Source organism: Serratia sp. P2ACOL2, from assembly GCF_003691565.1.
In the GTDB taxonomy this organism is placed as follows: Bacteria; Pseudomonadota; Gammaproteobacteria; order Enterobacterales; family Enterobacteriaceae; genus Serratia; species Serratia liquefaciens.
Genome location: NZ_CP033162.1, coordinates 4,884,102 through 4,909,850, shown reverse-complemented (window position 1 = coordinate 4,909,850; position 25,749 = coordinate 4,884,102). Strand labels below are relative to the sequence as shown.

Here is a 25,749-nt window from a genome sequence, read left to right as displayed (position 1 = left end):
CCGCCTTGGCGGGTTTTTTTACGTCTGAAGGAATTACAGATTGATAGGCACTTCGAAACTGATGCCTGCGCCTACGTCATCGGCGGTGCTGGCGTTGTTGTCGGTGTACCACAGGCTGGTATCAAACTTGACCTGAGAGTCGAAGTTGTAACCCCAGCCTAACTGAATGCCTTTCAGCGTGTCGGATTTCGGGAACGCCTTGTTCACGGTTTGGCTGTTCGGATTCACTTTGGCGTACACCAGGCGGGTGCTCCAACGTTGGCCATCGTCCAACACCATCTCTACGCGGCCGGACAGCATTTGCCCGTCGCCGCCCATAGCGTGGCCCAGTGGATAACCTTGCTGGTAGTAGCCACCTTTATAGGTGTAGTGGGTGTAAACATAGTTTTTACGGCTCATATCGGAGCGGGTATCTGCCCCTTCAATAGACCAGTTGATAGTGGTTGGGCCCCATTCAGGATGGCCTTCCAGCCCCAGCAGGTAGGTATTTTGCGATGGCAGGAAGCCCGCTTCATCTTCACCCACTAACTGACCGTACAGGCTGACAGGCAGACCAATCAACGGCTGCATTTTCAGCTTGAAGTCGAAACCGGCGAGCTGGTTGCCGGGATCGTTGCCTTGTCCTGAGTCATCGTTGTCCTTGCCGGTGAAGGCGTCCCAGAAGGAGCTAAAGGACTGTGGTCGGCCGCTGCCGCCCCACTGCATGATGCGCGAAGCACCCAACTCGAGGAAGTTGGTCGGCATCATGGTCAGACGGCCGCCGATCAACTTGGTATCAGGTACGGAAGAGTATTGCGACAGCTGACCCGCCGTCAGTTGGTACTGCCAACGGCCAATCCAGGACAGCCAAGGGGTTTCAAACGGCGATTGGTCGGCGCGCTGCAGCATAAAGCCGGCAACCGGGCGTGCGGCGTCGGAACGGATCAGGCTGCCGTCGTAGCCAGGTCCCCACCACTGGGATACCTCACCGAAGGACAACCACTGGTTCCAGATTTTCACTGCGCCGTAGGAGCCGTTGAGGTTGAATTTGGAACCGTCGCTGACGCGTTGATCGCCTTCGACTGAGCCCTGGAGACGCACGTCCCAGAATTCGCCGTTGGCGCCGGCGCCAACGGTCAGGCTTTGGTCAGCATATTGGTTTTGACCGAAACCCTGTGGCGTGCCGGGCTTATCGGTAGCGGCGTAACCGCTGACGCGGATATTGGCTTTCAGTTCGCCGACGCGGCGTTGAACGCGGTCGATGACGTTTTTCTCGGTATTGGTTACCGGTTTGGCCTGAGAAATGACCGAGCTAATTTCTTCCTGGCTCAGTGGCCAGGTGGACAGGCTGACGTTGATGACGCCGCGATCCGACAACCAGGCAAGGTCGTTGCGCAGGTCATTATCAGGGGTTACCAATCCGCTGGCATGGCCGGTTAATGCACAGGTAAACAGGCCTGCGGCGACCAGTCCGTTAAGCTTAGCGCGCATAAATATTCCCTTGTTAATTCGAGTTGTTTGTTTTATGTAAAGATCTATGACCCATCATAGTTGACATTTCAATTTGCTACAAATATATCCATATGAAACGTTTTATTATAACCTATTGAATAATATTTATTTTTTCTCTGTTTCGTGCAGATGTTAATTTTTAAGATAATGCCTATGTTAGGATGCGCGGATAATTTCAATAAGTTTTATGGGGAATAACTATGGCAAAAACCTCCCGCTCCGTGATGGTGGCCAAAGGGCTGCAACGGGTGCTGAACGTTGGGCTGTTGCTGCTGGCAGCGATCCTGATCGTTTTTTTGGTGAAAGAAACCATTCATTTGGCGAAAGTTTTATTTGTCAACAACGAGGAATCCACGTCTTATCTCTTGATTGAAGGGATTGTGATTTACTTTCTCTACTTTGAGTTTATCGCGTTGATTGTTAAGTATTTTGAATCTGGCTATCACTTTCCGCTGCGCTACTTTATTTATATCGGCATCACCGCAATTATCCGTTTGATCATTGTGGATCATGAAAACCCAATCGATACGCTAATTTATTCCGCCGCGATATTGTTACTGGTGGTGACGCTCTACCTGGCTAATACCGACCGCTTAAAACGCGAATAGCAGAAATAAAAATGGCGGCCCGATAGGGCCGCCGAAGACACAGGTATCGATCGGAAAGAACTGAAGTACATCAAGCGCAGTAGGGCCTCACCCTTGAGTGAAGCCCGAGAAAATCTAACCTTTCACCCCACCTGCCGTCAGGCCTCCTACCAGCCAGCGTTGCGCCAGCAAGAATACGGCGGTAATCGGGATTGCCGACAGCACCGCCGCAGCGGCAAAGTCGCCCCACAGATAGTTTTGTGGATTCAGGTATTGCTGCATGCCCACTGCCAACGTGTAGCTGTTAACGTCACGCAGCAACAGCGAGGCGACCGGCACTTCGGTGATGGCCGCGATAAACGACAGGATAAACACTACCGCCAGGATCGGTACCGACAGCGGCAACAGCACCAGGCGGAACGCCTGCCAAGGGCTGGCACCGTCCAATGCCGCCGCCTCCTCCAGCGAGTTATCGATGGTTTCGAAATAGCCTTTGATCGTCCAGACGTGCAGTGCGATCCCGCCCATGTAAGCGAAGATCACGCCGCCGTGGGTGTTCAGGCCGATAAACGGAATGTATTGGCCCAGACGATCGAACAAGGCGTACAACGCCACCAGCGACAGCACCGCCGGGAACATCTGGAAAATTAGCATGCTTTTCAGCAGCGTGCTCTTGCCGCGAAAACGCATGCGGGCAAAGGCGTATGCGCAGGTGGTGGACAGCGTGACGATGCCGATCGCCGTGATCACCGCGATCTTGATTGAGTTCCACAGCCACAGCAGCACCGGGAACGGCGGCGGGGTAACGCTGCCGTCGGCATGGGTCACGCTCATGCCGAGCGCCAACCGCCAGTGATCCCAGGAAATCTGTTCCGGTATCAGGCTGCCGGTGGCGAAGTTGCCGGAACGCAGCGAGATGGTCACCACCATCAGCAGCGGGAACATGATCAGGGCGATAAAGCACAGCATCAGAATATGGGTCATCCACAGGCGCAGGCGCTGGGACTTAGGTTGGACCATGGCCATTATTTTTCTCCCTAGTCGAAGTTCATCTTGCTGGCTTTCAGATTCAGGATCGCCAGGGCGCCTACCAGCAGGAAGATCAGCGTGGCAATGGCGGCTGCCAGTCCGAAGTCCTGCCCGCCGCCGCCTTCGAAGGCGATGCGGTAGGTATAGCTGACCAGCAGGTCGGTATAACCGGCCGGCGTGGTGGTGCCAATCATGTCCGGCCCGCCGTTGGTCAGCAGCTGAATCAGGACAAAGTTATTAAAGTTGAAGGCGAAACTGGCGATCATCAGCGGCGTCAGCGGTTTGATCAGCAGCGGCAGCGTGATGCGGAAGAAGTTCTGCATCGGGGTGGCGCCGTCCATTGCCGAGGCCTCGTACAGATCGTCGGGTATTGCCTTCAACAGCCCCATGCACAGGATCATCATGTAGGGATAACCCAACCAGGTGTTGACGATCAAAATCATGCTTTTGGCGGTGATAGGGTCGCTGAACCAGGCCGGTTTGATGCCAAACAGATGGCTAAGCATCATGTTGATTTCACCGAAGCTTTGGTTGAACAACCCTTTGAAAATCAGTATCGAAATAAACGACGGTACCGCGTAGGGCAGTATCAGCATCACGCGATAAACCGCTTTGCCTTTCAGCGCTTCCCACTGCACCACGCAGGCCAGCACCATACCCACCGCCACGGTGAGGATCACGGTCATGACCGAGAACACGATGGTCCAGATAAAAATCGACACAAACGGCTTCTTGATGCCTTCGTCCTGCAGCACGCGCAGGAAGTTTTTCCATCCGATGGTGACGGTATAGCCTGGGCTCAGGGTCTCTTTGGCCCAGTTGCCCTCGGCATTCACCGCCTGATAGAAGCCAATGTCAGGGTTTGGGCGGTATTGAGTATGGGTCTGTTGGTCGGTCAGCGTATTGCTGTCCTTGTCCAGCGCGTAGAGCGGGGTGGTGCCGGAAAATTGGCGCAGGGAACTCATGCGCAGCTCGCCGCCGTCCGGAAGTAATGCCACCAGTTGGCTCAGCGCCTGACGATTTTGCGTGATCACTCGCAGCGTGGCGCGTTCGCCGGCCGGTTCTGCGCTTTCCTCCGTCAGTTTCAGCGTTTGCGGCGCACTGGCGTCAAAGCTGAACGGTTCGGAAATCAGTTTTTGGTCACTGTCAGGGTGGGTTAACTGCAGGTGCCAACGTTGATTTTCTGCCGGATACAGCCCGAAGGTGAAGGTTTTGCCGGTTTGGAACTGGCGCTGCATCAGCACCGACTGAGCGCGTTCAAAGGTGAGCTGGTTGGTGCTGCTGTAGTTGGTAAAGGCGATGGCGATGGTGCAAATCAGCGGAAACAGGACAAACAGCCCCATGCCGGCGATGCCCGGATAAACGTAGCGCCAGGCGTAAGCCCGGCGATTGGCGAAGACGTAAAGCCCGGCGCTGACCAGTATCAGCGTCAGAATGGCAAACAGGTATTCACCCTGTGCATACATCAACACAATCAGATAGCAGGTAACCAGGCTGAACAGGCCGATGACCAGCCATTTCAGTACGTCACTCTGCCACCACTTCGACTTTTTGCGCGCAGGCAACCCGGCGTGAGCTAATTGCATAGGGCGTTCCTTTCTGTGAAGCCACAGCGGGGCGCTTCTCCCCTTCATACTTGAAGCGACACCTTTGTTGGCTGCGTCCGCTCACCCCGGTCACATAGCTGTCTATGCTCCCAGGGATGTGCGTACTTACCGTCGCGGTGTAACTCCAATTATTTTGGGGATGCTAATCCCGCACAACGTTGTGTGTTACTTGGTGATACGGGTCTGCACATCATCCAACGCGGCTTTCACCGTCTGGCGGCCGCTGACGGCGTTGATTACCGCGCTGCGTTCGGCGTACCAGAAGGCGCTCATCTGCGGGATATTAGGCATGATTTCGCCGTTTTGTGAGTTTTCCATGGTGGCGGCGATTTTCGGATCCTTCGCCAGTTGCTCCTGGTAGGACTTCAGGGCCACCGCACCGAGCGGTTTGTCCTTGTTGACGTCGGCCAGGCCTTCGTTGGTCAACAGATAGTTTTCCAGGAATTCTGTAGCCAGCTCTTTGTTCGGGCTGGCGGCGTTGATCCCGGCGGTCAGTACGCCAACGAAAGGTTTGGACGGCTTGCCTTTAAAGGTCGGCAGCAGGGTTACGCCGTAGTTGATTTTGCTTTGCTCGATGTTTGACCAGGCCCATGGACCGTTGATGGTCATGGCGGTTTGGCCCTTATTGAAGGCGGCTTCGGCAATGGAGTAATCGGTATCGGCGTTGATCTGCTTGTTTTTCACCAGATCGACGATGAACTGCAGACCGGCCTGCGAACCGGCGTTGGCGACGCCAACGTCCTTGATGTTGTATTTGCCATTTTCATACTTGAAGGCATAACCGCCATCGGCGGCGATAATCGGCCAGGTGAAGTAGGGTTCTTGCAGGTTCCACATGATGGCGCTTTTGCCTTTGGCGCGCAGTTCTTTGTCCAGCGCCGGGATCTCTTCCCAGGTTTTTGGCGCCTGTTTGATCAGGTCTTTGTTGTAAATCAGCGACAGCGCTTCCACGGCGATCGGGTAGCCGATCAGCTTGCCGTCGTAGCGCACTGCGTCCCAGGTGAACGGGAACAGCTTGTCCTGGAAGGCTTTGGAAGGATGGATTTCCGCCAGCAGGCCGGACTGCGCGTAGCCGCCAAAGCGGTCATGGGCCCAGAAGATGATGTCCGGGCCGTCGCCGGTGGCGGCAACCTGCGGGTATTTCTCTTCCAGCTTGTCCGGGTGTTCGATGGTCACTTTGATGCCGGTGTCTTTCTCAAACTTTTTGCCGACCTCGGCCAGGCCGTTATAGCCTTTATCGCCGTTGATCCAGATAACCAGTTTCCCTTCCTCGATCTTGGCGAAGGCGGAAGAGGAAAGCACCAGGGTGGTCAGAGCCGAAAGCACCAGTGTGCGGGCGGTGGTAAAGCTGCGAGTCATAATCCAATCCTTCTTTTTTGTGGGCACGTAAGTCAAGGAGAGAGGTTTCGCGGTAATAGTGGGTCACAAAGCGACACATTCTCATCCTCCCCCCCTCTACGCCCCACGCCTGCGTAGTGTGATCCAGTTAACATTGCTCCCTATTCTGTGGTGTCAGACACAAAATAGGGGGACGATTTTTGCCAGGCAGATCACAGATTTGTCTTAAGCGTGGAACTTCTCGTCCCCGCGGTCGTTCTCTCATCCTCCCATCTCCTCCCCCATGAAAAATCCTGTTACGGATGATTACCCTTTGTGGGGTTTACCGCACTATCGGCCACATTGATTTTATCGCCACGTGCAGCAGGGAACCGGATTTATGTCGCCAATGCCTACCGTCACTCAGCCAACCCTGTACCGGATCCACCCGGTCAGTTTCCGTGATGGAAACGGGGATGGCGTGGGTGATGCTCACGGCATGATTGCGGCGCTGCCCTACCTGAACCAGCTGTCGATAGACGGCCTGGTCCTGCCGCAGCCATTGGCGGAGCAAGAGGGGGCGGCGGTCGCCGCGCAGGGTCTGGCGCTGTGGTATTGCGACGGGCCGCATCACATTCGTCGCGCCGCCGCGTCGCAGCAGTACCTTCGTAGCCCATTGGCGCTGGAGGTCGTGCCCTTCAGCGTAGAGAAACTGATTGAGGTGTTGAATGCTCGCCGCGCCACTCTGGCAGACAGCCTGTGGAGCACCGGTGATGCGGATCAGCCGCGAGTCGTTAGCCATTGGGGCCAGGGTAATCTGCGTTCTGCTGATGCCTTTTTGACGCTGCTGGCGATGTTGCCTGCGCCCATCTGCCTGTATCAGGGCGAAGAATTAGGTCTGCCACACGCCGCCGGCCTGCAGGATCCGCTGGGTGCGCAAACGCCGATGCCCTGGCATGAAGCGCCGGAACAGGTGACCAACGGTGAGATCCACTGGTACCAACAGGTGGCCATCGAACATCGCGCGCTGGCCATCAGCCGCCAGCAGCAGGACAACCAATCCACCTTGCGTTACTGCCAATCTCTGTTGGCGCTGCGCCGCTTGCCGGTGATCCAGCAGGGCCAACTGAGCGTGGCCAGCCAGCATAACGGCGTGGTTCGTTTACTTATTACCCATCAGGATCAATGCCTTGAAGCGCTGATTAACCTGCAGCCTTATACTCAGGCGGCCGCGCCGTCTGAGGCGACCTTGCCACTGGCATGGCAGCACGGTGCGCAGCAAGAGGGTCATCAATGGGTTTTGGCGGGTTTTGCGTCCGCCATTTTTACACGAAATGTTAACTGCGAAAGCAGGGGAGTAACGCATGGCTAGCGTCACATTGCGCAGCGTTTATAAGGCCTTCGGCGAAGCTGTGATTTCCAAAGACGTCAATCTGACGATAGATGACGGTGAGTTTGTGGTGTTTGTCGGGCCGTCGGGCTGCGGCAAATCGACACTGCTGCGCATGATTGCCGGGCTGGAGGACATCACCTCTGGCGACCTGATGATCGGCGATAAACGCATGAATGAGGTGCCGCCTTCCGAGCGCGGCATTGGCATGGTGTTTCAGTCCTATGCGCTGTATCCGCACCTGTCGGTGGCCGACAACATGTCGTTCGGCCTGAAGCTGGCCGGTGCCAAGAAAGCGGAAATCAGCCAGCGGGTCAATCAGGTGTCGGAAGTGCTGCAACTGGCTCACCTGCTCGACAGGCGGCCAAAAGCGCTGTCCGGCGGGCAGCGTCAGCGGGTGGCGATCGGCCGTACGCTGGTGGCGGAACCGGACGTGTTCTTGCTCGACGAGCCGTTGTCGAACCTCGACGCCGCGCTGCGGGTGCAGATGCGCATTGAGATTTCGCGTCTGCACAAGCGCCTGCAGCGCACCATGATTTACGTGACGCACGATCAGGTGGAAGCGATGACGCTGGCCGACAAGATCGTGGTGTTGGACGCCGGGCGTGTCGCCCAGGTCGGCAAGCCGCTGGAGCTGTATCACTATCCGGCCAACCGCTTTGTCGCCGGCTTTATCGGCTCGCCGAAAATGAACTTCCTGCCGGTCAAAGTGACCGCCGCAGAGCCGCAACAGGTCCAGGTCGAGCTGCCTAACCGCCAGTTGGTGTGGTTGCCGGTGGAAGGCTCCGACGTTCAGCCCGGTACCAACATGTCTCTGGGCATTCGCCCGGAGCATCTGCTGCCCAGTGATGCCTCTGAAGTACTGCTTACGGGTGACGTACAGGTGGTGGAGCAACTCGGTAACGAGACGCAAATCCACATCCAAATCCCGGCAATTCGTCAAAACCTGGTTTACCGCCAGAACGACGTGGTGCTGGTAGAAGAAGGTGCAACATTCGCCATAGGCTTGCCGCCTCACCGTTGCCATCTGTTCCGTGAGGACGGTACGGCATGTAAACGGCTGCACCAGGAGCCGGGCGTTTAAAGCATCACAGTCTGTATAACAGGAGAATAATGATGACTACTCTGCGCAAACTTCCTCTGGCACTGGCAATCGCCGCTGGTGTGCTTACCACTCAGGCGATGGCCGTCGATTTTAAAGGCTACGCCCGTTCCGGCATCGGCTGGACCGGCAGTGGTGGCGAGCAACAGTGCTTCCAGGCTACCGGTGCCGGCAGCAAGTACCGTCTCGGCAACGAATGCGAGACCTACGCCGAGCTGAAACTGGGACAGGAAGTGTGGAAAGAAGGCGATAAAAGCTTCTACTTCGATACCAACCTGGCTTACTCCGTTTCACAACGCTCCGACTGGGAAGACGTGACGCCAGGCTTCCGTGAAGTGAATGTGCAGGGTAAAAACCTGATTGAATGGTTGCCAGGTGCCAACATGTGGGCCGGTAAGCGTTTCTATCAGCGTCATGATGTTCACATGATTGACTTCTACTACTGGGATATCTCTGGCCCAGGTGCCGGTCTGGAAAATATCGATCTGGGCTTCGGCAAGTTGTCTGCTGCCGTGACCCGCAACTCAGAATCCGGCGGCTCTTACGGTTACCTGGATAACGAGTGGGATCAACGTCCTACCGTCAACGACACCTTCGACGTGCGTTTGGCCGGGCTCGAGTTGAACCCGGGCGGCACCCTGGAGCTGGGCGTGGACTACGGTCGCGCCAATACTCAGGACGGATACCATTTAGCTGACGGCGCCAGCAAAGACGGCTGGATGTTCACCGCGGAACATACCCAGAGCATCCTGACCGGCTACAACAAGTTTGTGGTGCAGTACGCCACCGACTCCATGACTTCGCAGAACAACGGCCGCAACCAGGGCTCAACCATCGACAACAACGGCAAGATGATCCGCGTGCTGGACCACGGTGCCATCGACTTCAACGATCAATGGGCGCTGATGTACGTCGGTATGTTCCAGGATGTCGATCGTGACAACAATAACGGCACCACCTGGTACACCGTGGGCGTGCGTCCAATGTACAAATGGACGCCAATCATGAGCACCCTGCTGGAAGCCGGTTACGACAACGTGAAATCCCAGCGCACCGGCGATCGCAACGGTCAGTACAAAGTGACCCTGGCGCAACAGTGGCAGGCGGGCAACAGCATCTGGTCACGTCCGGCTATCCGCGTATTCGCGACCTACGCCAAGTGGGATGAGAAGTGGGGCTACGCCAATAACGACTCCGGCGCCGGTTACACCTCGGGCACTGCGTACAACGACACCAGCTTACATACCTTCAGCCGCGGCAATGACGACGAAGTCACCTTCGGCGCCCAGATGGAAATCTGGTGGTAATGAGATAACGGGGAGGGCCAGGTGCTCTCCCCAGCCTGTATTCGCCGGCGTCGTCTCTCTTGCCTGAGCCGCGCCGGATATCATGGGGTATAACAATGAAAAAGAATCTGCTGTCACTTTGCCTGTCACTGGCTCTGACCCTTGGCACACCGCTGGTGGTCAATGCCGATACGCCGGCCAATGTTTCCATCGCGCCGGCCATTAGCGCCAGCACGCTGCAAAGCCTGCCGTGGCAACCGCTGATGCCGCCGGTCAGCCAGGACATCAAACTGGATAATGTCAGCCCACAAATCAATCAGGGTGACATTCAGGGCGCTATTGCCGCTTATACGCTGCCGGCCGATCGCGGTTCGCTGGAAGTCACGCTGAGCAGCATCAGCAAGAACAACTCACTTTACGCGCCGAGCGTGTTGGTGCTGGATGAGCACCTGCGCCCTGCGGCCTATTACCCGAGCAGCTACTTCCCGTATCAACCACCGGGTGCGATGTCATCCGATCGGCTGGAGGGCACGCTGAAACTGACCCCGGCACTCGGTCAGAAACAAATTTATCTGCTGGTGTACACCACCCGTCAGGATCTGGCGAAAACCACGCAACTGACCAACCCGGCCAAGGCTTATGCGCAGGGCGTGGGCAACGCGGTGCCGGATATTCCGGATCCGATCGCCCGGCATAGCACCAGCGGCACTATCAAACTGAAGGTCACGGCAGAGCAGGGCAGCGGCAACATCATGATCGGCATGCTGCAGCCGGCACCGTCGGCGACGCCAGTGGTGGTGGGATCAACGGCCGCCGTCGCAGCAGCACCGGCCCCGGCGCCGACTCAACCGGCGGAACCCATGTTGAATGACACCGAAGCTTACTTTAACAACGGCATCAAACAGGCGGTGAAGGCGGGCGATATCGATAAAGCGCTGAAACTGATGAATGAGGCTGAAAAACTGGGTTCCACCACAGCACGTGAAACCTTTATTGGTAGCGTGAAAGGCAAGGGGTAGTACCCGACGCTGTCGATGCTGGCTCGATGATTGGTGCGCCCCGGCGCACCTTTTTTCATCCGCGGGCCAGGGTGGTGCCGATCAACGCCAGCAGGCGGGCATTATCCACCTGCTGCATCACCCGCAACGGCTTGCCTTCGGGTTCCGGCATGCCGACCGTCAGACGCAGGCTTCCGGGACGCCAGCGGCGAGAACTGCCGCGCGTCATAGCGCCTTCCAGTGCGACATCTACATAATATTCCTCCGTGGTCACCAACTGTGGCTCAAGCAACCAGGCAATCACCAGCGCATCGTGGATCCAGCAACCCGGCAGATGGCGGGTATGGCGGGAATAGTCGATCCAGGGTTGAGTGGTGGTTCGCAGATAGCGACACAGCGGCGTGTCCGGTTGGGTCATCTGCGCCAGGCTTTCCTGAGTCAACATGGTTTGCGTAGTAACGTCCAGTGGGGCGAGCGTAATATTGGCACCGCTGGTCAGCACCTGCCGTGCGGCTTCCGGATCCAGACCAAAATTGGTGTCCTTGATGTAGCCTTCCAGGTTGAAGACTCCGCCCATGATCACAATTTCCTTCACCGCCTGTGCCATCTGCGGGTACAGCTGCAGAGCATGGGCGACGTTGGTCAGGGGGCCGATTGCCGCCAGGGTGATCTCGCCGGGGTTATTGCAGATCAACTCGCCGATCGCCACGGCGGCGTTCGGCGTTGGCGTGGTCGCGGCCTGTGGGTAAGGCGTATTGCGCCATAGTGCCGCCAGATCAGGATCGGCAATCGCGCGGTCGAGGTGGGCGCGCCAGGGTTCTGGCGGTTCGCTCAGCGCGCGCGCCGCGCCGACGGCAATCGGCACCTGATAGCCGGTTTGTTGCAGCAAATGTTGTGCCACGGCAAAGCCAGCGTCACGTGGCGTATTGCCCGCAACAATGCTGATCAACTCCAGTGAGAGTCGCGGGCGGGCCGCCAGTGCCAATGCCAGCGCCAGCCCGTCATCAACGTTGGCGCCGGGAATGCCGTTGCCGGGATCGCAATCAATAATCAAACGCATAGCGGTTACCTGAATCAATAAACTAACAGCCGCACGATCGGCGGATATGCAGTTGGAAAGCGAATTCGTGCAGCTCTGGCTGTGCAGCACCGGCGGCCAGCATGGCGATGGCTCGCTTGGCCATGGCGTCAATCGGTTGTTCGACCGCACTGAGCGGTGGCACGCTGAACTCGGACTGCTGGGTGCCGTTAAAACAAATGATCGCCAGATCGTCCGGCACGCGAAGCCGGTGTTCTGCCAGTGCCGACAGGCAACCGAGCGCCTGTTGTTCGTTAGAGGTGAATATGGCCCGCGGCCGTGGGGCTTGCAGCATTTTCTGGCTGGCCTGATAGCCCCCCTGACGGGTATAGGGCGCTTCGAATATCCACTCTTCGCGTGGCGCAATGCCCGCTTCCTTCAGTGCATCACGCCAGCCGTTAAGGCGGTCCTGCGCGTTGAGCATGGTCAAGGGGCCCACAAAAATGCCGATGTCCTGATAGCCGTGCTGCAACAGATGGCGAGTTGCCTGACAGGCTGCATCACGCTCGTCGACGCGAATGGCGCAGACGCCGGCATGGCTGTCTATGGTGTCAATCATTACGCATGGCGTGCCGGATGCGCGGATCAGATCGAACCAGGGATGGCGATCGACGCTGGTGTACAGCAGCCCGTCAACCTGACGGCGCAGCAGATGATTAATCAGATCGTGCTCGCGCTGGCGGTCGTCACCGGCGTCACCCAACAGCAGTACCCGACCGTGGCTGAAAGCCTCTCGCTGCAACGCCTGGGCCAGGGTGGCAAAAAACGGGTTGGAGATATCGGGTACCACCAACCCGTAGGTCAGGGTGTTGCCTGAAGCCAGTGCCCGGGCGATATCGTTTGGTCGGTAACCGGTTTTTTCGATCGCCTCCAGCACCCGCAGACGGGTGGCTTCCGCCACCGGGCGCGGTCCGTTGTTGATCACGTAGCTGACGACCGCAACCGAGGTGCCCGCTACGCGGGCGACGTCGGCACGGGTGATGCGTCGCGCAGATTGATTATCCAAGTTGGGTTCCTGTGCGCCCTGATTACGCCGCGTCCTGCGGCAGGTTTAGATCGCGGCCGCGTGTTTCCGGTGCAAAGAAGGTGGTGATTAAGCCAATGGCCGCCATTACAACAAAATAGCAGGCGACAGGCCACCAGTGACCGAAGCCGGACAGCAACGCGGTGGCGATCAGCGGAGCGGTACCGCCGGAAAGGATCGACCCCAGCTCCTTGGCGAACGCCATTTTTGAATAGCGATTTTTGACGCCGAACAGTTCCACGCCGTAGGCCGCCTGCACCCCAAAAATGCCGAGTGACGCAATGCACATGCCGACCACAATCACTGAAATGACGGTTGCCGGTTCGCGGCTGTCGAGCAGCCAGAACGCCGGGAAGGCATACAACACCAGCAACAGACAGAACCAGCGGTAAGTGATGCGACGGCCGAAGCGATCGGAAAGCCAACCGGCCAGGGGGATCACCAGGAAACCGCACAGTGAGGCGATCATCACCGCCAGCGCGGGCACCGATTTGTCCACCATCAGCACTTTGGCGACGTAACCGACGATAAAGCCCTGACACAGATAGGAGGGGCCATTCTCACCAATGCGCAGGCCAAGCATGATCCAAAAAGCTTTGGTGCGCTGCAAGTAACTGCGGTTATCCGGCTCGGTGGGGGTATTTTCCAGCATCCGCTGGTGGTTTTGCTGCAGCTCGCGTTCAAACACCGGCGTTTCGCGTACGTGGCGGCGCAGGTACAGTGCTCCTGCGGCGATCAGGATGCTGGCAAGGAACGGAATACGCCATCCCCAGGCGATAAGATCCGCTTTGTCCAACTGCAACACTAACAACCACACCAGCGACGCCAGCAGGGTGCCGCTGTTGGAACCGATGGCGATGATCGACGCGACTAGACCGCGTCGTTTTGCCGGCGCGTATTCTGCCAGCATCACCGCGCCGCCGGAGAGCTCCGCTCCGGCACCGAAACCTTGCGCAAAACGCAGGATCACCAGACAGACAGGCGCCCAAACGCCAATTTGTGCGTAGGAGGGGATCAGCCCGATCAGCGTGGTAGAAACGCCCATCAACGCGACCGTGGTGAGCAGTACCACGCGGCGGCCTTTGCGATCGCCAATCCAGCCAAAGACCAACGCACCGATTGGACGGGCGACAAAGCCGACGGAGTAAGTGGCAAAGCTGGCCAACAGCGCCACTATCGGTGTGGCTTCGGGAAAGAACACGTCGCCGAACACCATACCGGCCGCCAGGCCATACAGTGCGAAATCGACATATTCCATCGCGGTGCCGAGCCAGCAGGAAAAAGTGGCACGCCAGAATTGGCCGCGCCCTTCTTTGGTGGCCAGGCGTTCGTCGGCCGCCAGCGTATCGCCGGCGGCCTGTTGGTGTGCAAGCGTTGTTTCGCTCATGGCATTGATATCCTCTTTTCGTCATGCGCCATAAATGGCGCCGTTAAAGATGGTTTCCCTGGTGTCGGCAAGAAGGTTTGCTGACAAAGTGTTGGACTGATGGCGATTCAACGCTGCGGCACAAGAGTATCTACGCGCGTAGATAAAACAATGTGGCAGAGGCGAAAGTTTGCAGGCGATCACAGAATCCCCATCGCTCCGGTGGACGAAGGTAAAGAAAACAGATGGCAGAAAGATGACATTGCGCCGCTTTTTTGGGCGTTATTTTGCTGCGCGTCACGCCACGAATCAGCCTGCCGCTTTTGAATTTCTGCGTTACAATGGTCGACTGTTAACAGTTTGTCTGGTCTGGCGCGGCCGCAGGGCGCGGCGTCAGGCATGGAGTAGAGCAATGTCTGGCAATAAGGATTCCATCCTGCCGCCGTTGGAGTGGTTATCCGCACAACAATCTCCGCCACCGGCCGCCGTCAGTGATTGGCTGATGGAGTTAGGATCCATGACCCGCCGCTTTGAACGTCACTGCGGGCGCGTGCACGTTGAGCCGCAGCGCGAGTGTTTTATCACCCGCGATCAACTGGGCGAAGAAGCCGACCATCTTCCTGAGAGCCCACGATACTGGCTGCGTGAAATCGTGCTGTTGGGCGACAACCAGCCCTGGCTGCTGGGGCGTACGGTGATCCCGCAGGAAACTCTGACCGGCCCGGATTTGGCGCTGGTGGATTTGGGCACATTGCCGTTGGGGCGCTATCTTTTTAGCAGCGACGAGTTAACTCGCGATTACATCCATATCGGTCGGCAAGATGCGCTGTGGGCACGCCGTTCCCGCCTGCGGCTGGCGGGTAAACCGCTGTTGCTGACCGAACTGTTTCTACCGGCTTCGCCGCTGTACGCCGCGGGCAGTACTGACCCCGAATGATGAGGAGAGGAAATACCTTGGAGGGAAGCGTGATTCAAAGTAAATGGCAGGCTTATAGCCATCTGATGCGCATCGATAAACCTATTGGCACCTTGCTGTTGCTGTGGCCGACGCTGTGGGCGCTGTGGCTGGCGGGGAAGGGCGTGCCGTCGTTGTCTATCCTGCTGGTGTTTGTGGTCGGGGTTTTTCTGATGCGTGCCGCCGGCTGTGTGGTGAATGATTATGCCGATCGCGCCGTCGATGGCCATGTGAAGCGTACCGCCGGACGCCCAATGCCCAGCGGCCGGGTGAGCGAAAAAGAGGCCAAGATCCTGTTTGTGGTGCTGGTGCTGATTTCGTTCGCGCTGGTGCTGACGCTGAATGCGATGACCATCTGGCTGTCTCTGGCGGCGTTGGCGCTGGCATGGGCCTATCCGTTTATGAAGCGGGTCACTCATTTGCCGCAGTTCGTATTGGGCGCCGCGTTTGGTTGGGGCATTCCGATGGCCTACGCCGCCGTCAGCGAATCGCTGCCGCTGAGCTGCTGGCTGCTGCTGCTGGCCAACATCTGCTGGACGGTAGCTTACGATACGCTGTATGCCATGGTCGATCGCGACGATGATCTGAAGATTGGCGTGAAATCCACCGCCATTTTGTTCGGCCGTTACGACAAACTGATCGTCGGCCTGCTGCAGTTCGCCACCTTGCTGCTGATGCTGTGGGTGGGCTATCTGGCACAGTTGAGCGGCGCGTTTTATTGGTCGCTGTTGCTGGCGGGAGCCCTGTTTATCCATCAGCAAAAACAAATTGCCGGTCGTGAACGGGATGCCTGCTTCAAAGCGTTCCTGGATAACAACTACGTCGGGCTGGTACTGTTTATCGGTATTGCGTTGAGTTACTGGCAAAGTTGACCGCGTTCGGACAGTAAAAAAGGCACCCTGGGGTGCCTTTTGTTTTCTTTATCAACGTATTACTGGTCTTTCTCTTCCAGTTCAACCGCTTCTGGCAGAGCGTTGGTTTCCGCCGGCATGCTGACGCTTTCAATGGTCAGTTTGATTTCCGGGGTAATCAGGTCGCTCAGCATGTTGTACACCTCTAGGGTGTGCTCACGCACCGCATCGCCAATATCATTGATGTAGCCCTCTTCACGCAACGTAGCCACCAGAGTGGAGAATACCGCCTTGTCGAAGAACTCCGGTGCGTTGATGCCGTGCAACACGGATAAACGCTGCGCCATGATACGGCTCTCTTTCTCCAGCGCACCGCGGTTAATGCTCGGGTTGGCGCTGAGGATAGACATGGTGATGGCGTAGCGCTGCAAGGTTTCACGGACACCGGCGGCCAGCAGCTGCAACGGACGGATGCGTGCTGGATTCAGTACCAGATCGTCGCCTTTATCGCAGATCAATTGCTGACGGATCATTTCCTCGATCAGCGGTTGCAGCACTTCCGGCAGTTGTTCCTTGTCGTTGTGCAGGAACAGCTCGGCTTTCAGCATCGGGTAAATCAAACCAATCTGGCGCAGCAGTTCAGCGCGAGATACCCGGCGATGGTGCATCACGATAGTGGCAATCAGAGACGGCAGAACCAGCAGGTGATGGATATTGTTGCGGTAATAGGTCATCAGCACCGCCTGCTCGCGCGGCAGAATGATGATATCGCCGATGTTATCCTTCTCCACCTCGAACTTGTTCATGTTCAGCGCGTGATCCAGCAACTCATCCGGCGTTTGAGTCGGCACGGTAACGTCATCGGCATAAGGCACGTTGCGCATCAGTTGCAGATAGCATTCCAACTGTTCAAGCAACTGCTCGCGGGTCAACGAGCGCTGGCGAGAAGCCAGTAACGCCGTGGAACACAGGTTCATGGCGTTGGCCGCTGCGGCATTGTTGATGCGCACCATAATCTTGGCCGCCAGATCGTTGACCGTCGGCGTCAGCCAGCTTGGGCGCTGGGATTCGATCGGGTCAATCGATTCGCGCCACTGCGGCACATTCTGGTTCAGGTAGGTGGTCAACGGCAGGGGATCGCCGAAGTTCACGTAGCCCTGGCCGAGATTACGCAGTTTGCGCAGGCCGCGCAGCATCTGCAGCAGGCTCTCTTTTTCCTTGGTGGCACCACGCAGCTCTTTGGCGTAGGTTCCCACTTCCATCACGTGCTCGTAACCGATGTAGATCGGCACCAGCGTGATAGGGCGGGCCCCGCCGCGCAGCATCGCCTGAATGGTCATCGACAGGGTGCCGGTCTTCGGCTCCAGCAAACGCCCGGTACGGGAACGCCCGCCTTCGACAAAATATTCCACCGAGTAACCGCGGGTAAACAGCTCGCCGAGGTATTCACGGAACACCGTCGAGTACAGCTTGTTGCCTTTGAAGGTCCGGCGGATAAAGAACGCGCCCAGGCGGCGGAAGATCGGCCCGGCCGGCCAGAAGTTGAGGTTAATACCTGCAGCAATGTGCGGCGGCACCAGGCCCTGGTGGTACAACACATAGGACAACAGCAGATAGTCCATGTGGCTGCGGTGACAGGGCACATACACGATCTCGTGGCCGTCCTGCGCCAGCTGACGCACGCGTTCGGCGTTGGTGACGTTGATGCCCTGATACAAGCGGTTCCAGGTCCAGCTCAGCACACGGTCGGAAAGGCGCACCGTCTCATAAGAGAAGTCGGCGGCAATCTCTTCCATCAATGCAATGGCATTTTGCTGGGCTTTTTCGTGGGAGATTTTTTTACTGCGCGCTTCGTCTTCGACCGCTTTTTCGATCGCTTTGGACGCCAACAGCTTGTTGAACAGGTCCTGACGGGCCGGCAGGCTTGGGCCTACGGCGGCCAGACGCTGACGTGAGAAGTGCATCCGGGCTACGCGAGCCAGCTTTTGCGCGATGATCTTGTCCGTACCGTGCTCGGTCGCCATGCGGCGCAGCGAAACGGTATTGGAGAAGCGCACAAAGCTATCGCGGCCGAGCCACAGCACGGCGAAGAATTTCTGCACGCCATTTAGCAAGCGCAGATGCGGTGTGCCGTGGCCTTCGCGCCCCGGAGAGCGGCCAAACATCACCGAAACCGGCAGCATCTGAATATCGAGATCCGGGTTACTGCGGTGCAGATCCAGATAGTCGTGGAACAGTTTTACCGACTCTTCTTTCGGCGTGTAGTAGCGGAATACGCGCGGGCCGTCGTGAATAAACACGTGGCTGGGCAGCACGGTGCCGTCTATTTCCAGCGGTTCGAGAGGATCGGGCAAATCCTGCGCCAGGCACTGGGTGCGCAGCGTCAGTAAATCCGCCTTGGAATTATAAGGTAAAACATACAAAATCGGCCGTGAGGGATCCAACCCTAACTCCGTGACCGGATCTGAAGGGATAACCTTACTTCTTACCAACAATTTGAGTGGTAAATTCAATAGTTTATAATAAATTTTACGCCAACCTGACATAACAACGTGAAGCCTCTTGTTAGCAATGCGCCGCAAGCATACCAGAAACCGGGTAGCAGATCTGTGGTGTTGGAAAACCGGGAGTCGTGAGCGCTTCCTGGCCTAGACTGTTTAATTATGACTTACCTCTGCGAAAGGCACTAAAAACATGACGAACCAAGCAACCGGCCTGACCCGTATTATTAAAGCCGCCGGCTACTCTTATAAAGGTTTTTCCGCTGCCTGGCAGCACGAAGCGGCGTTCCGCCAGGAGTTGGTGGTAACCGTGCTGGCTATCATACTGGCGATTTGGCTGGACGTGGGTGCGATAGCGCGCATTTTACTGATTGGGTCGGTGGTGCTGGTGATGATTGTCGAGATGCTCAACAGCGCGATTGAGGCGATTGTTGACCGGGTGGGGACCGAGTATCACGAGCTGTCCGGCCGGGCCAAGGATATGGGGTCGGCGGCGGTATTGTTGGCGGTGATTTTGGCGCTGTTTGTTTGGGGCACGGTGCTGTGGCAGCACTTTGTCTGAGCAGAGCAAGCTCGTTGCGATCCGGGTCGCTAATCCCTGATTTTTATTCATTCTTCGGTTCCCAAGCCGCACTTACCTGTATATACTCACAGCAAGACTGTATAAACAAACAGGGGGCGGAATGAAAGCACTAACTACCAGACAGCAAGAGGTCTATGATCTGATTCGCGATCATATTTCGTCAACTGGCATGCCGCCGACGCGTGCCGAGATCGCCATGCGTCTGGGGTTCCGTTCGCCAAATGCCGCAGAAGAACATCTGAAAGCGCTGGCGCGTAAAGGCGTCATCGAAATTGTCTCCGGCGCTTCGCGCGGCATTCGGTTGCTGATGGAAGATGAAGAGGGTTTACCGCTGATTGGCCGTGTGGCTGCCGGTGAGCCGCTGCTGGCGCAGCAGCATATCGAAGGCCACTACAAGGTGGATCCTTCCCTGTTCAAACCGAGCGCGGATTTCCTGCTGCGGGTTAACGGTATGTCGATGCGTGATATCGGTATTCTGGACGGTGATCTGCTGGCGGTGCATAAAACTCAGGACGTGCGTAATGGCCAGGTGGTTGTGGCGCGCATCGAAGATGAAGTTACGGTCAAGCGGCTGAAAAAGCACGGTAACGTGGTTGAGCTGCTACCGGAAAACAGTGAATTCCAGCCGATTGTGGTTGATCTGCGTCAGCAGAACTTCACCATTGAAGGCTTGGCGGTCGGCGTGATCCGCAACGGCGACTGGGTTTAACCCATAAGCCTGCACGCTGCCCTTTGATTTAAATCGCCCCAGCTCTGGGGCGATGTCATTTCTGACCGATTAAAACCGCATTGCCACGGGAACATTTCACTATGCGCCTGCTCTCCGCCTTCACCAGCGATACCGATAAAGCCTTGTGGCGCCTGGCGCTGCCAATGATTTTCTCCAATATCACCGTGCCGTTGCTTGGGCTGGTGGATACCGCAGTGATCGGTCACCTCGACAGCCCTGTTTATCTGGGCGGTGTGGCGGTGGGAGCGATGGCGACCAGCTTCCTGTTCATGCTGTTGTTGTTCCTGCGTATGAGCACCACCGGTCTGACTGCGCAGGCTCTGGGCGCACAAAACCCACAGGGATTGGCGCGCGCCTTTATGCAACCGCTGCTGCTGGCGGCGTTGGCCGGTGTGGCCATTGTCTTGCTGCGCCATCCGCTGATCGAACTGGCGCTGAAAATCGTCGGTGGCGACGAGGCGGTGCTGGAGCAGGCCCGATTATTCCTCGAGATCCGCTGGCTGAGCGCGCCGGCGGCATTGGCGAACATGGTTATCCTGGGCTGGCTGCTTGGCGTGCAATACGTACGTGCGCCGGTGATCCTGCTGATTGTCGGCAATTTATTGAATATTGTACTGGATATCTGGCTGGTGATGGGGCTGGGCTGGAACGTGCAAGGTGCGGCGACGGCGACCGCTATTTCTGAGTATGCCACGCTGCTGCTGGGCTTATGGCTGTCCTGGCGGGTCATGCGCCTACGTGGCATTTCCATGCCGATGCTGCGCACTGCCTGGCGTGGCAACCTGCGGCGTTTGCTGGCGCTGAACCGCGACATTATGCTGCGTTCCCTGCTGCTGCAGCTGTGTTTCGCTTCTTTGACCATCTTCGGTGCCCGGCTTGGCGGCGAAGTGGTGGCGGTGAATGCGGTGCTGATGAACTTACTGACCTTTACCGCCTATGCGCTCGACGGTTTTGCCTACGCGGTTGAAGCGCATTCTGGCCATGCCTATGGCGCGCGTGACGATAGCCAACTGCGCAAGGTGTGGCGTGCGGCTTGCCGACAAGCCTGTCTGGTCGCGTTGGCCTTTGGCCTGGTTTATGCCGTTGCCGGTCAGCATATTATCGCCGCCTTGACCTCGTTACCGGAACTGCGTGCGCTGGCCGGCCACTATCTGCCGTGGCAGGTGGTGCTGCCATTGGTGGGCGTATGGTGCTATTTGCTGGACGGCATGTTTATTGGCGCCACCCGAGGAGCAGAAATGCGCAACAGCATGGCCGTGGCGGCGGCCGGCTATGGTTTAACGCTGCTGACCGTACCCGTCTTGGGCAATCATGGTTTATGGCTGGCGCTGGCGGTCTTTCTTTCTCTGCGCGGCATCGCGCTCGGCTGGATTTGGCACCGCCACAGGCTGCGCGGTACCTGGTTTGCCGCGGATCCAACGGCTCACAATGAGACGTTATCATAAAATTAACTAATGTTTTGTATTCATATTGAGTTACATATTATCGCGTCGATTTAGTCCCGCTTACTGACTGTTATTTCGGGTGTTTTACTGCATTTTGTTAGTTTGTTGAATTTTTATTCTGGTTTTTTGTTCTTTATCGATATCTGTTGCTATAGTTAATCATGTGGCTGGCGGAATGAATTGGAATGACATTCCCTTCATTTTAGGTCAATTGACCATGATTATTACTCAGTTAAGCCCAGCGACAAGTTTTTAAAACTGACTAATCACAGGTAACGGAGAGGTTATGAACAAAGATCAAGCCGACGGTAACTGGAAGCAGTTTAAAGGGAAAGTGAAGGAAAAATGGGGCAAGCTGACCGATGACGATTTGACGGTCATTGAAGGGAAACGCGAACAGCTTGTCGGTAAAATTCAGGAACGCTACGGCTACCAGAAAGAGGCGGCCGAGAAAGAAGTGAAATCCTGGGAAGACCACAACAAGTATCGCTGGTAGTGCGATAGGCCGCAGCGGATTGCGGCCGTAAACTATGCTGATGGCCAGGCGTTTCATCCCCTTGACGCTATGGCCGAAGGTACAGGGAGGTACCTGATACCCTCTTATTTCTTCTTGATCGCGATGCTGTGATCGTGTTCGCCGCAATCATGTTTGCTATCGCAGGCTTCTACCTCAACGCAACCCTCACACAGGCCATGGGCTTCTACCACGCTGTGACGCAGGGCAAATCCTGACTCTTTCGCCAGCTTTTGCAGCGTCTCTTCGATCCCTTCGGTCGTACGCTCAGTCACCTGGCCGCAACGATCGCAAATAAACAGTGCGGAAGTATGCATCGGCTGCTCGAAATGATGGCACAACACATAGCTGTTCGCCGATTCCACGCGATGAATAAAGCCTTGTTCCAACAGGAAATCCAATGCACGGTAAACCGTGGGGGGTTTGGCCTGGGGTTCGGCTACGCGCAGCAAATCCAGCAGGTCGTAAGCGCTGATGGCACCGGGCTGTTGTGCCATCAGGCGTAACACTTCCAGCCGCTGCGGTGTCAGCCGCACATTGCGTTGCTGACAGAGTTGTTCAGCCTGCGCCAGCAGCTTTTCCTGGGTGCTTGAGTTCATGGCAAATTTCCCGGTACGTAAAAAAGCCGATTTTACCATGCTTCAGCCAAATCGCCGAGAGTCGACCACTTTTCTGCCAGTATGGCGCATTAAACGTCCGGTTTAGCGCCCGTTGTTAGCCAGAAATGTGATGGTATTCACGATGTTCCGTGCCGTTCTCGCAGGCTATGGCTTTGCGTGGGCTCTTAGGCAGTCAGCGAACGCTGTAATTGACTGGCCAATCTGACCATTTCCACTGCCGGATTATGGCCAATCAGCATGAAACTGTGTCTGCTATCGGACCAATAGACCACATTCATTCCCAGGCGTTGTTCGCTCTCGGCGGGCTGCGACTTGCCCGGTTGCTGGATAATACACAGTGCCAATACACCGTACCGCGCATCCAGCCAGGTCAATTGAGCAATACGGCGATCGTCGTACGCCAGCACACGGGCGTTTTTCAGTTCGGCCCCTTGCAACGTCAGTTGCGACAGAGGAAGCGCGATGCCCAGCCGATCACTGGTGTGCTGTAGTTGATTGGCAATCTGCGCTGCGGAGCCTTCAAAGCCCATCAGCGTTTCCGGGGTGTACAACGCCATATATTGAGCGACCAGGCTCCGCCAGTTGTCATCCGGTTGGCTGAGCTGCAGATAGGCGCGATCGCCTGCGATGCCCAATGCCAGAAAAGCGACGGCGGCGGCAATCAGGCCACGGCGGCTGATAGCGTGCGGTGGCGAGGGGACGATAAGTGGCAATTTTGACTGCAATCTTTGCACCGGCGCTTCATCAAGCAAAGGCGCAAAGGCTTGCTTAAAGGGCAAGCTGCTGCGCTCCAGCAACGACAAGCGTTCTGCCAACGCCGGTTCGCCGGCCAGACGCTGTTCCAGCCGGTGGCGTTGCTGTGGGTCCAACTGATTATCCAGATAGGCGACCAGCAGTTCATCCGTTGCGTAGGCTGAACTCATGATTGTTCTCCTTTTACCTGCGGGGTACGGGTTTGCAGCAGGCTGTCGTTCGCCAACCGCAGCCGTGCCGCCGCCAGACGGCTCATGATGGTGCCAATGGGCACACCCAGCACCTCAGCGGCTTCCCGGTAAGAAAGTTCCTCCACGTACACCAGAAACAACGTATTGCGCTGCGCCTCCGGCAGTTGATTAACCCGTTGCATCACCTCATTGGCCCAAATCGGCTGCTCGCCGTTTTCCGCACCGGCCAGTTCGTCAACGTCGACAAAGCCCTGTCCCTGGCGAATGTGCTGAGAGCGGACCTCGTTCAACCAGATGGAGTGAAGAATGGAAAATAACCAGCGGTCCATACGCGTTCCCACGGCAAACTGTGCGGCGCGTTCCAACGCCCGCACGCAGGTGGCCTGAACCAAGTCGTCGGCTACGTCCCGCCGGTGGGTCAGCACCAAGCCATAGCGCCACAGGCGGGAGAGATATTGGCCGATTTCGTTGCGGATCGCGTCGCTGCTGATGTTTGCCTCCGGGTTTTACGATTCAGGGTGATGATCGATAGCCGCCGCCAGATCTCGGTACTCTTCACAACCGGTACCGCACAGCGATTGAATAACCTTAAGCTGCTCCTTCGCCAGGTCCTGACGCCCTTTGATCATATAAGCCTCACCCAGGTATTCGCGGACTTTGGGGTATTTCGGATCGAGCGCCACTGATTTTAAATAGTAGCCGATCCCTTCGTCGGTGCGGCCGAGCTTGCGGGTGGCATAGCCGCGGTAATTCAGCGCCACGGCAGTGTTGGGATCTTTGAGGGTATTCAGCACATCCAGCGCTTCCTGATAGCGGCCGCTTTTGGCCAGCGCATAGGCATAGTTCGTGCGATCGTTGTCGCTGACCATGCTGCTTTTATCCACCATGCAGGTTTTGGTTTTCGTATCGTATATCTGGCCTTTGGGGCAGGTTGGCGTGGTTTGACCGCTGCCATCGCCGCCCATCGCCAGAGCGGTACAGGAAAACAGCAGTGAACCGGCAATGACTGGCAGCAGCAGGCGTTTAACGAAACTGTTCATGGTTATTTCCTCATCATGAAGGACGCAGAACTGCGGCCTTACAGAGAGAACACCTGACAGCCTCTTTTTATTCGCTTTTGCCGGTGCTTTTTTATCGGCGACACAGCGGTTTTCCCAACGCCGCCGATTGTCGTTATAATAGCCGTTTGCGGCAGCATGCCGTTCGTTGAACCCCAGACAGAATCAGGTAGCCAGTAGCCCAGCATGACGACAGACAATAACGCCCCAAAATACGCCGCCAATCGTTTTTCCATCGCGCCGATGCTCGACTGGACCGATCGTCATTGCCGTTACTTCCACCGCTTGTTGACCAAGGAAACCTTGCTGTACACCGAGATGGTGACTACCGGCGCGATTATCCACGGTAAGGGCGACTATCTGGCCTACAGCGAAGAAGAACATCCTGTGGCGCTGCAACTGGGCGGCAGCGATCCGGCTGCGCTGGCGCACTGCGCCAAACTGGCTGAGCAGCGCGGCTATGACGAGATCAACCTCAACGTCGGTTGCCCGTCGGATAGGGTACAGAACGGCATGTTCGGTGCCTGCCTGATGGGGCAGGCAACGCTGGTTGCCGACTGCATCAAGGCGATGCGCGACGTGGTGTCGATCCCGGTGACGGTGAAAACCCGCATTGGTATTGACGATCAGGACAGCTACGAGTTTCTGTGCGATTTCATCGCCACCGTCGCCGGGCGCGGTGAATGTGACATGTTTACCATTCATGCCCGCAAGGCATGGCTGTCGGGCCTGAGTCCGAAAGAAAACCGCGAAGTGCCGCCGCTGGATTATCCGCGCGTGTACCAGTTAAAAAGGGATTTCCCGACGCTCACTCTGGCGATTAACGGGGGGTGAAAACGCTGGAAGAGGCGAAACAGCATCTGCAGCATCTGGATGGCGTGATGATGGGGCGCGAAGCCTACCAGAACCCGGGCATTCTGGCGCGGGTCGACAGTGAACTGTTTGGCTGCCAAAGCGAAGTTATGGACAGCATAGCGATTATCGAATCGTTGTATCCGTACATTGAACGCGAGCTGTCGAAGGGCACTTATTTGGGCCATATCACCCGCCATATCCTTGGGTTGTTCCAGGGCGTGCCCGGTGCCCGTCAGTGGCGCCGTCACCTGAGTGAGAATGCCCATAAGCCAGGGGCCGATGCACGCGTGGTTGAGCAGGCGCTGGATTTGGTTCGCCTACCGCGCACCGAGATGGCGTAATAGAGATAAAATTCTGACTAACAGTTAGTGTTTTTGACCAGGCATGTTGCGTGATGTGGCATGCCTTTTTTCAATTT

The 25,749-nt window shown here is 56.9% G+C and carries 23 protein-coding genes and 1 pseudogene; 12 read left to right on the top strand and 12 right to left on the bottom strand.

The window, feature by feature from the left end; translation table 11 throughout:
- Positions 1 to 33: 33 nt before the first annotated feature.
- Positions 34 to 1,470, bottom strand: a complete 1,437-nt coding sequence (locus tag EBA31_RS23560) for a capsule assembly Wzi family protein (protein ID WP_122080345.1) — start codon at positions 1,468 to 1,470, stop codon at positions 34 to 36.
- Positions 1,471 to 1,691: 221 nt separating this feature from the next.
- On the opposite strand from EBA31_RS23560, the gene psiE reads away from it, so the two are divergent.
- Positions 1,692 to 2,099, top strand: coding sequence for a phosphate-starvation-inducible protein PsiE (psiE, locus tag EBA31_RS23555; protein ID WP_020837183.1), 408 nt, complete (start codon positions 1,692 to 1,694; stop codon positions 2,097 to 2,099).
- Positions 2,100 to 2,213: 114 nt separating this feature from the next.
- On the opposite strand, the gene malG is transcribed toward psiE, so the two are convergent.
- The 3 genes from malG to malE all read right to left on the bottom strand — a co-directional run bounded on the left by malG (position 2,214) and on the right by malE (position 6,073).
- On the bottom strand, positions 2,214 to 3,104 hold the full coding sequence (malG, locus tag EBA31_RS23550) for a maltose ABC transporter permease MalG (protein WP_020837182.1): 891 nt from the start codon (positions 3,102 to 3,104) through the stop codon (positions 2,214 to 2,216).
- Positions 3,105 to 3,115: 11 nt separating this feature from the next.
- Positions 3,116 to 4,693 carry a maltose ABC transporter permease MalF gene (malF, locus tag EBA31_RS23545; protein ID WP_122080344.1) on the bottom strand — a complete coding sequence of 526 codons (1,578 nt, stop codon included), beginning with the start codon at positions 4,691 to 4,693 and terminating at the stop codon, positions 3,116 to 3,118.
- Positions 4,694 to 4,879: 186 nt separating this feature from the next.
- Positions 4,880 to 6,073, bottom strand: a complete 1,194-nt coding sequence (gene malE / locus EBA31_RS23540; RefSeq protein ID WP_020837180.1) for a maltose/maltodextrin ABC transporter substrate-binding protein MalE — start codon at positions 6,071 to 6,073, stop codon at positions 4,880 to 4,882.
- Between the two features lie 358 nt (positions 6,074 to 6,431).
- On the opposite strand from malE, the gene EBA31_RS27275 reads away from it, so the two are divergent.
- The 4 genes from EBA31_RS27275 to malM all read left to right on the top strand — a co-directional run bounded on the left by EBA31_RS27275 (position 6,432) and on the right by malM (position 10,828).
- Positions 6,432 to 7,403, top strand: coding sequence for an alpha-amylase family glycosyl hydrolase (locus tag EBA31_RS27275; RefSeq protein WP_122080343.1), 972 nt, complete (start codon positions 6,432 to 6,434; stop codon positions 7,401 to 7,403).
- Positions 7,396 to 8,505, top strand: a complete 1,110-nt coding sequence (malK, locus tag EBA31_RS23530; RefSeq protein ID WP_122080342.1) for a maltose/maltodextrin ABC transporter ATP-binding protein MalK — start codon at positions 7,396 to 7,398, stop codon at positions 8,503 to 8,505. The genes EBA31_RS27275 and malK overlap by 8 nt, the downstream gene beginning before the upstream one ends.
- A gap of 32 nt (positions 8,506 to 8,537) precedes the next feature.
- Positions 8,538 to 9,830: a maltoporin gene (locus tag EBA31_RS23525; RefSeq protein WP_046372520.1), complete on the top strand. Its 1,293-nt coding sequence runs from the start codon at positions 8,538 to 8,540 to the stop codon at positions 9,828 to 9,830.
- Positions 9,831 to 9,925: 95 nt separating this feature from the next.
- Positions 9,926 to 10,828 carry a maltose operon protein MalM gene (malM, locus tag EBA31_RS23520; RefSeq protein ID WP_122080341.1) on the top strand — a complete coding sequence of 301 codons (903 nt, stop codon included), beginning with the start codon at positions 9,926 to 9,928 and terminating at the stop codon, positions 10,826 to 10,828.
- Between the two features lie 55 nt (positions 10,829 to 10,883).
- Here malM and EBA31_RS23515 read toward each other — a convergent pair whose 3' ends face one another.
- The 3 genes from EBA31_RS23515 to EBA31_RS23505 are packed head-to-tail and all read right to left on the bottom strand — an operon-like array spanning position 10,884 to position 14,296.
- On the bottom strand, positions 10,884 to 11,867 hold the full coding sequence (locus EBA31_RS23515) for a nucleoside hydrolase (protein WP_122080340.1): 984 nt from the start codon (positions 11,865 to 11,867) through the stop codon (positions 10,884 to 10,886).
- Positions 11,868 to 11,889: 22 nt separating this feature from the next.
- A complete protein-coding gene (locus tag EBA31_RS23510; RefSeq protein WP_122080339.1) occupies positions 11,890 to 12,891 on the bottom strand; it encodes a LacI family DNA-binding transcriptional regulator in 1,002 nt (333 codons plus the stop codon).
- 22 nt (positions 12,892 to 12,913) lie between these two features.
- Entirely contained in the window at positions 12,914 to 14,296 is a 1,383-nt protein-coding gene (locus EBA31_RS23505; RefSeq protein ID WP_044553806.1) for an MFS transporter, read from the bottom strand.
- A 391-nt stretch (positions 14,297 to 14,687) separates the two neighbouring features.
- Between EBA31_RS23505 and ubiC the strand changes: the two genes are divergently transcribed.
- Together ubiC and ubiA are read left to right on the top strand one after the other, a co-directional pair.
- Positions 14,688 to 15,212 carry a chorismate lyase gene (gene ubiC, locus EBA31_RS23500; RefSeq protein WP_122080338.1) on the top strand — a complete coding sequence of 175 codons (525 nt, stop codon included), beginning with the start codon at positions 14,688 to 14,690 and terminating at the stop codon, positions 15,210 to 15,212.
- Positions 15,209 to 16,102: a 4-hydroxybenzoate octaprenyltransferase gene (ubiA, locus tag EBA31_RS23495; protein WP_041415038.1), complete on the top strand. Its 894-nt coding sequence runs from the start codon at positions 15,209 to 15,211 to the stop codon at positions 16,100 to 16,102. The genes ubiC and ubiA overlap by 4 nt, the downstream gene beginning before the upstream one ends.
- 59 nt (positions 16,103 to 16,161) lie before the next feature.
- Here the strand turns inward: ubiA and plsB are convergent, their stop codons facing one another.
- The gene (gene plsB / locus EBA31_RS23490; protein WP_041415036.1) at positions 16,162 to 18,627 is read right to left on the bottom strand and encodes a glycerol-3-phosphate 1-O-acyltransferase PlsB; all 2,466 of its coding nucleotides are present in this window, start codon (positions 18,625 to 18,627) and stop codon (positions 16,162 to 16,164) included.
- A gap of 148 nt (positions 18,628 to 18,775) precedes the next feature.
- On the opposite strand from plsB, the gene EBA31_RS23485 reads away from it, so the two are divergent.
- The 4 genes from EBA31_RS23485 (at position 18,776) to EBA31_RS23470 (ending at position 21,836) form a co-directional block, all read left to right on the top strand.
- Entirely contained in the window at positions 18,776 to 19,144 is a 369-nt protein-coding gene (locus EBA31_RS23485) for a diacylglycerol kinase (RefSeq protein WP_020837169.1), read from the top strand.
- A 121-nt stretch (positions 19,145 to 19,265) separates the two neighbouring features.
- The gene (gene lexA, locus EBA31_RS23480) at positions 19,266 to 19,874 is read left to right on the top strand and encodes a transcriptional repressor LexA (RefSeq protein ID WP_037416119.1); all 609 of its coding nucleotides are present in this window, start codon (positions 19,266 to 19,268) and stop codon (positions 19,872 to 19,874) included.
- A gap of 101 nt (positions 19,875 to 19,975) precedes the next feature.
- Complete coding sequence (gene dinF, locus EBA31_RS23475) at positions 19,976 to 21,340, top strand: MATE family efflux transporter DinF (protein ID WP_020837168.1); 1,365 nt, start codon at positions 19,976 to 19,978, stop codon at positions 21,338 to 21,340.
- A 286-nt stretch (positions 21,341 to 21,626) separates the two neighbouring features.
- On the top strand, positions 21,627 to 21,836 hold the full coding sequence (locus tag EBA31_RS23470) for a CsbD family protein (protein ID WP_017894203.1): 210 nt from the start codon (positions 21,627 to 21,629) through the stop codon (positions 21,834 to 21,836).
- Between the two features lie 104 nt (positions 21,837 to 21,940).
- Here the strand turns inward: EBA31_RS23470 and zur are convergent, their stop codons facing one another.
- From zur to EBA31_RS23450, 4 genes are all read right to left on the bottom strand, one after another.
- Complete coding sequence (gene zur / locus EBA31_RS23465) at positions 21,941 to 22,453, bottom strand: zinc uptake transcriptional repressor Zur (RefSeq protein WP_041415728.1); 513 nt, start codon at positions 22,451 to 22,453, stop codon at positions 21,941 to 21,943.
- A 185-nt stretch (positions 22,454 to 22,638) separates the two neighbouring features.
- Positions 22,639 to 23,397, bottom strand: a complete 759-nt coding sequence (locus EBA31_RS23460) for an anti-sigma factor (RefSeq protein WP_122080337.1) — start codon at positions 23,395 to 23,397, stop codon at positions 22,639 to 22,641.
- Complete coding sequence (locus EBA31_RS23455) at positions 23,394 to 23,882, bottom strand: RNA polymerase sigma factor (protein ID WP_122080336.1); 489 nt, start codon at positions 23,880 to 23,882, stop codon at positions 23,394 to 23,396. The genes EBA31_RS23460 and EBA31_RS23455 overlap by 4 nt, the downstream gene beginning before the upstream one ends.
- A gap of 42 nt (positions 23,883 to 23,924) precedes the next feature.
- Entirely contained in the window at positions 23,925 to 24,458 is a 534-nt protein-coding gene (locus EBA31_RS23450) for a tetratricopeptide repeat protein (RefSeq protein WP_020837164.1), read from the bottom strand.
- A gap of 204 nt (positions 24,459 to 24,662) precedes the next feature.
- Between EBA31_RS23450 and dusA the strand changes: the two are divergent.
- A pseudogene (gene dusA, locus EBA31_RS23445) lies at positions 24,663 to 25,672 on the top strand (tRNA dihydrouridine(20/20a) synthase DusA).
- The last annotated feature ends 77 nt before the right edge of the window (positions 25,673 to 25,749 follow it).

Bases quoted from the DNA above. Each gene is read 5' to 3' on its own strand.
- EBA31_RS23560 (WP_122080345.1), bottom strand. From the start codon at position 1,470: ATGCGCGCTAAGCTTAACGGACTGGTCGCCGCAGGCCTGTTTACCTGT.
- psiE (WP_020837183.1), top strand. From the start codon at position 1,692: ATGGCAAAAACCTCCCGCTCCGTGATGGTGGCCAAAGGGCTGCAACGG.
- malG (WP_020837182.1), bottom strand. From the start codon at position 3,104: ATGGCCATGGTCCAACCTAAGTCCCAGCGCCTGCGCCTGTGGATGACC.
- malF (WP_122080344.1), bottom strand. From the start codon at position 4,693: ATGCAATTAGCTCACGCCGGGTTGCCTGCGCGCAAAAAGTCGAAGTGG.
- malE (WP_020837180.1), bottom strand. From the start codon at position 6,073: ATGACTCGCAGCTTTACCACCGCCCGCACACTGGTGCTTTCGGCTCTG.
- EBA31_RS27275 (WP_122080343.1), top strand. From the start codon at position 6,432: ATGTCGCCAATGCCTACCGTCACTCAGCCAACCCTGTACCGGATCCAC.
- malK (WP_122080342.1), top strand. From the start codon at position 7,396: ATGGCTAGCGTCACATTGCGCAGCGTTTATAAGGCCTTCGGCGAAGCT.
- EBA31_RS23525 (WP_046372520.1), top strand. From the start codon at position 8,538: ATGACTACTCTGCGCAAACTTCCTCTGGCACTGGCAATCGCCGCTGGT.
- malM (WP_122080341.1), top strand. From the start codon at position 9,926: ATGAAAAAGAATCTGCTGTCACTTTGCCTGTCACTGGCTCTGACCCTT.
- EBA31_RS23515 (WP_122080340.1), bottom strand. From the start codon at position 11,867: ATGCGTTTGATTATTGATTGCGATCCCGGCAACGGCATTCCCGGCGCC.
- EBA31_RS23505 (WP_044553806.1), bottom strand. From the start codon at position 14,296: ATGAGCGAAACAACGCTTGCACACCAACAGGCCGCCGGCGATACGCTG.
- ubiC (WP_122080338.1), top strand. From the start codon at position 14,688: ATGTCTGGCAATAAGGATTCCATCCTGCCGCCGTTGGAGTGGTTATCC.
- ubiA (WP_041415038.1), top strand. From the start codon at position 15,209: ATGATGAGGAGAGGAAATACCTTGGAGGGAAGCGTGATTCAAAGTAAA.
- plsB (WP_041415036.1), bottom strand. From the start codon at position 18,627: ATGTCAGGTTGGCGTAAAATTTATTATAAACTATTGAATTTACCACTC.
- EBA31_RS23485 (WP_020837169.1), top strand. From the start codon at position 18,776: ATGACGAACCAAGCAACCGGCCTGACCCGTATTATTAAAGCCGCCGGC.
- lexA (WP_037416119.1), top strand. From the start codon at position 19,266: ATGAAAGCACTAACTACCAGACAGCAAGAGGTCTATGATCTGATTCGC.
- dinF (WP_020837168.1), top strand. From the start codon at position 19,976: ATGCGCCTGCTCTCCGCCTTCACCAGCGATACCGATAAAGCCTTGTGG.
- EBA31_RS23470 (WP_017894203.1), top strand. From the start codon at position 21,627: ATGAACAAAGATCAAGCCGACGGTAACTGGAAGCAGTTTAAAGGGAAA.
- zur (WP_041415728.1), bottom strand. From the start codon at position 22,453: ATGAACTCAAGCACCCAGGAAAAGCTGCTGGCGCAGGCTGAACAACTC.
- EBA31_RS23460 (WP_122080337.1), bottom strand. From the start codon at position 23,397: ATGAGTTCAGCCTACGCAACGGATGAACTGCTGGTCGCCTATCTGGAT.
- EBA31_RS23450 (WP_020837164.1), bottom strand. From the start codon at position 24,458: ATGAACAGTTTCGTTAAACGCCTGCTGCTGCCAGTCATTGCCGGTTCA.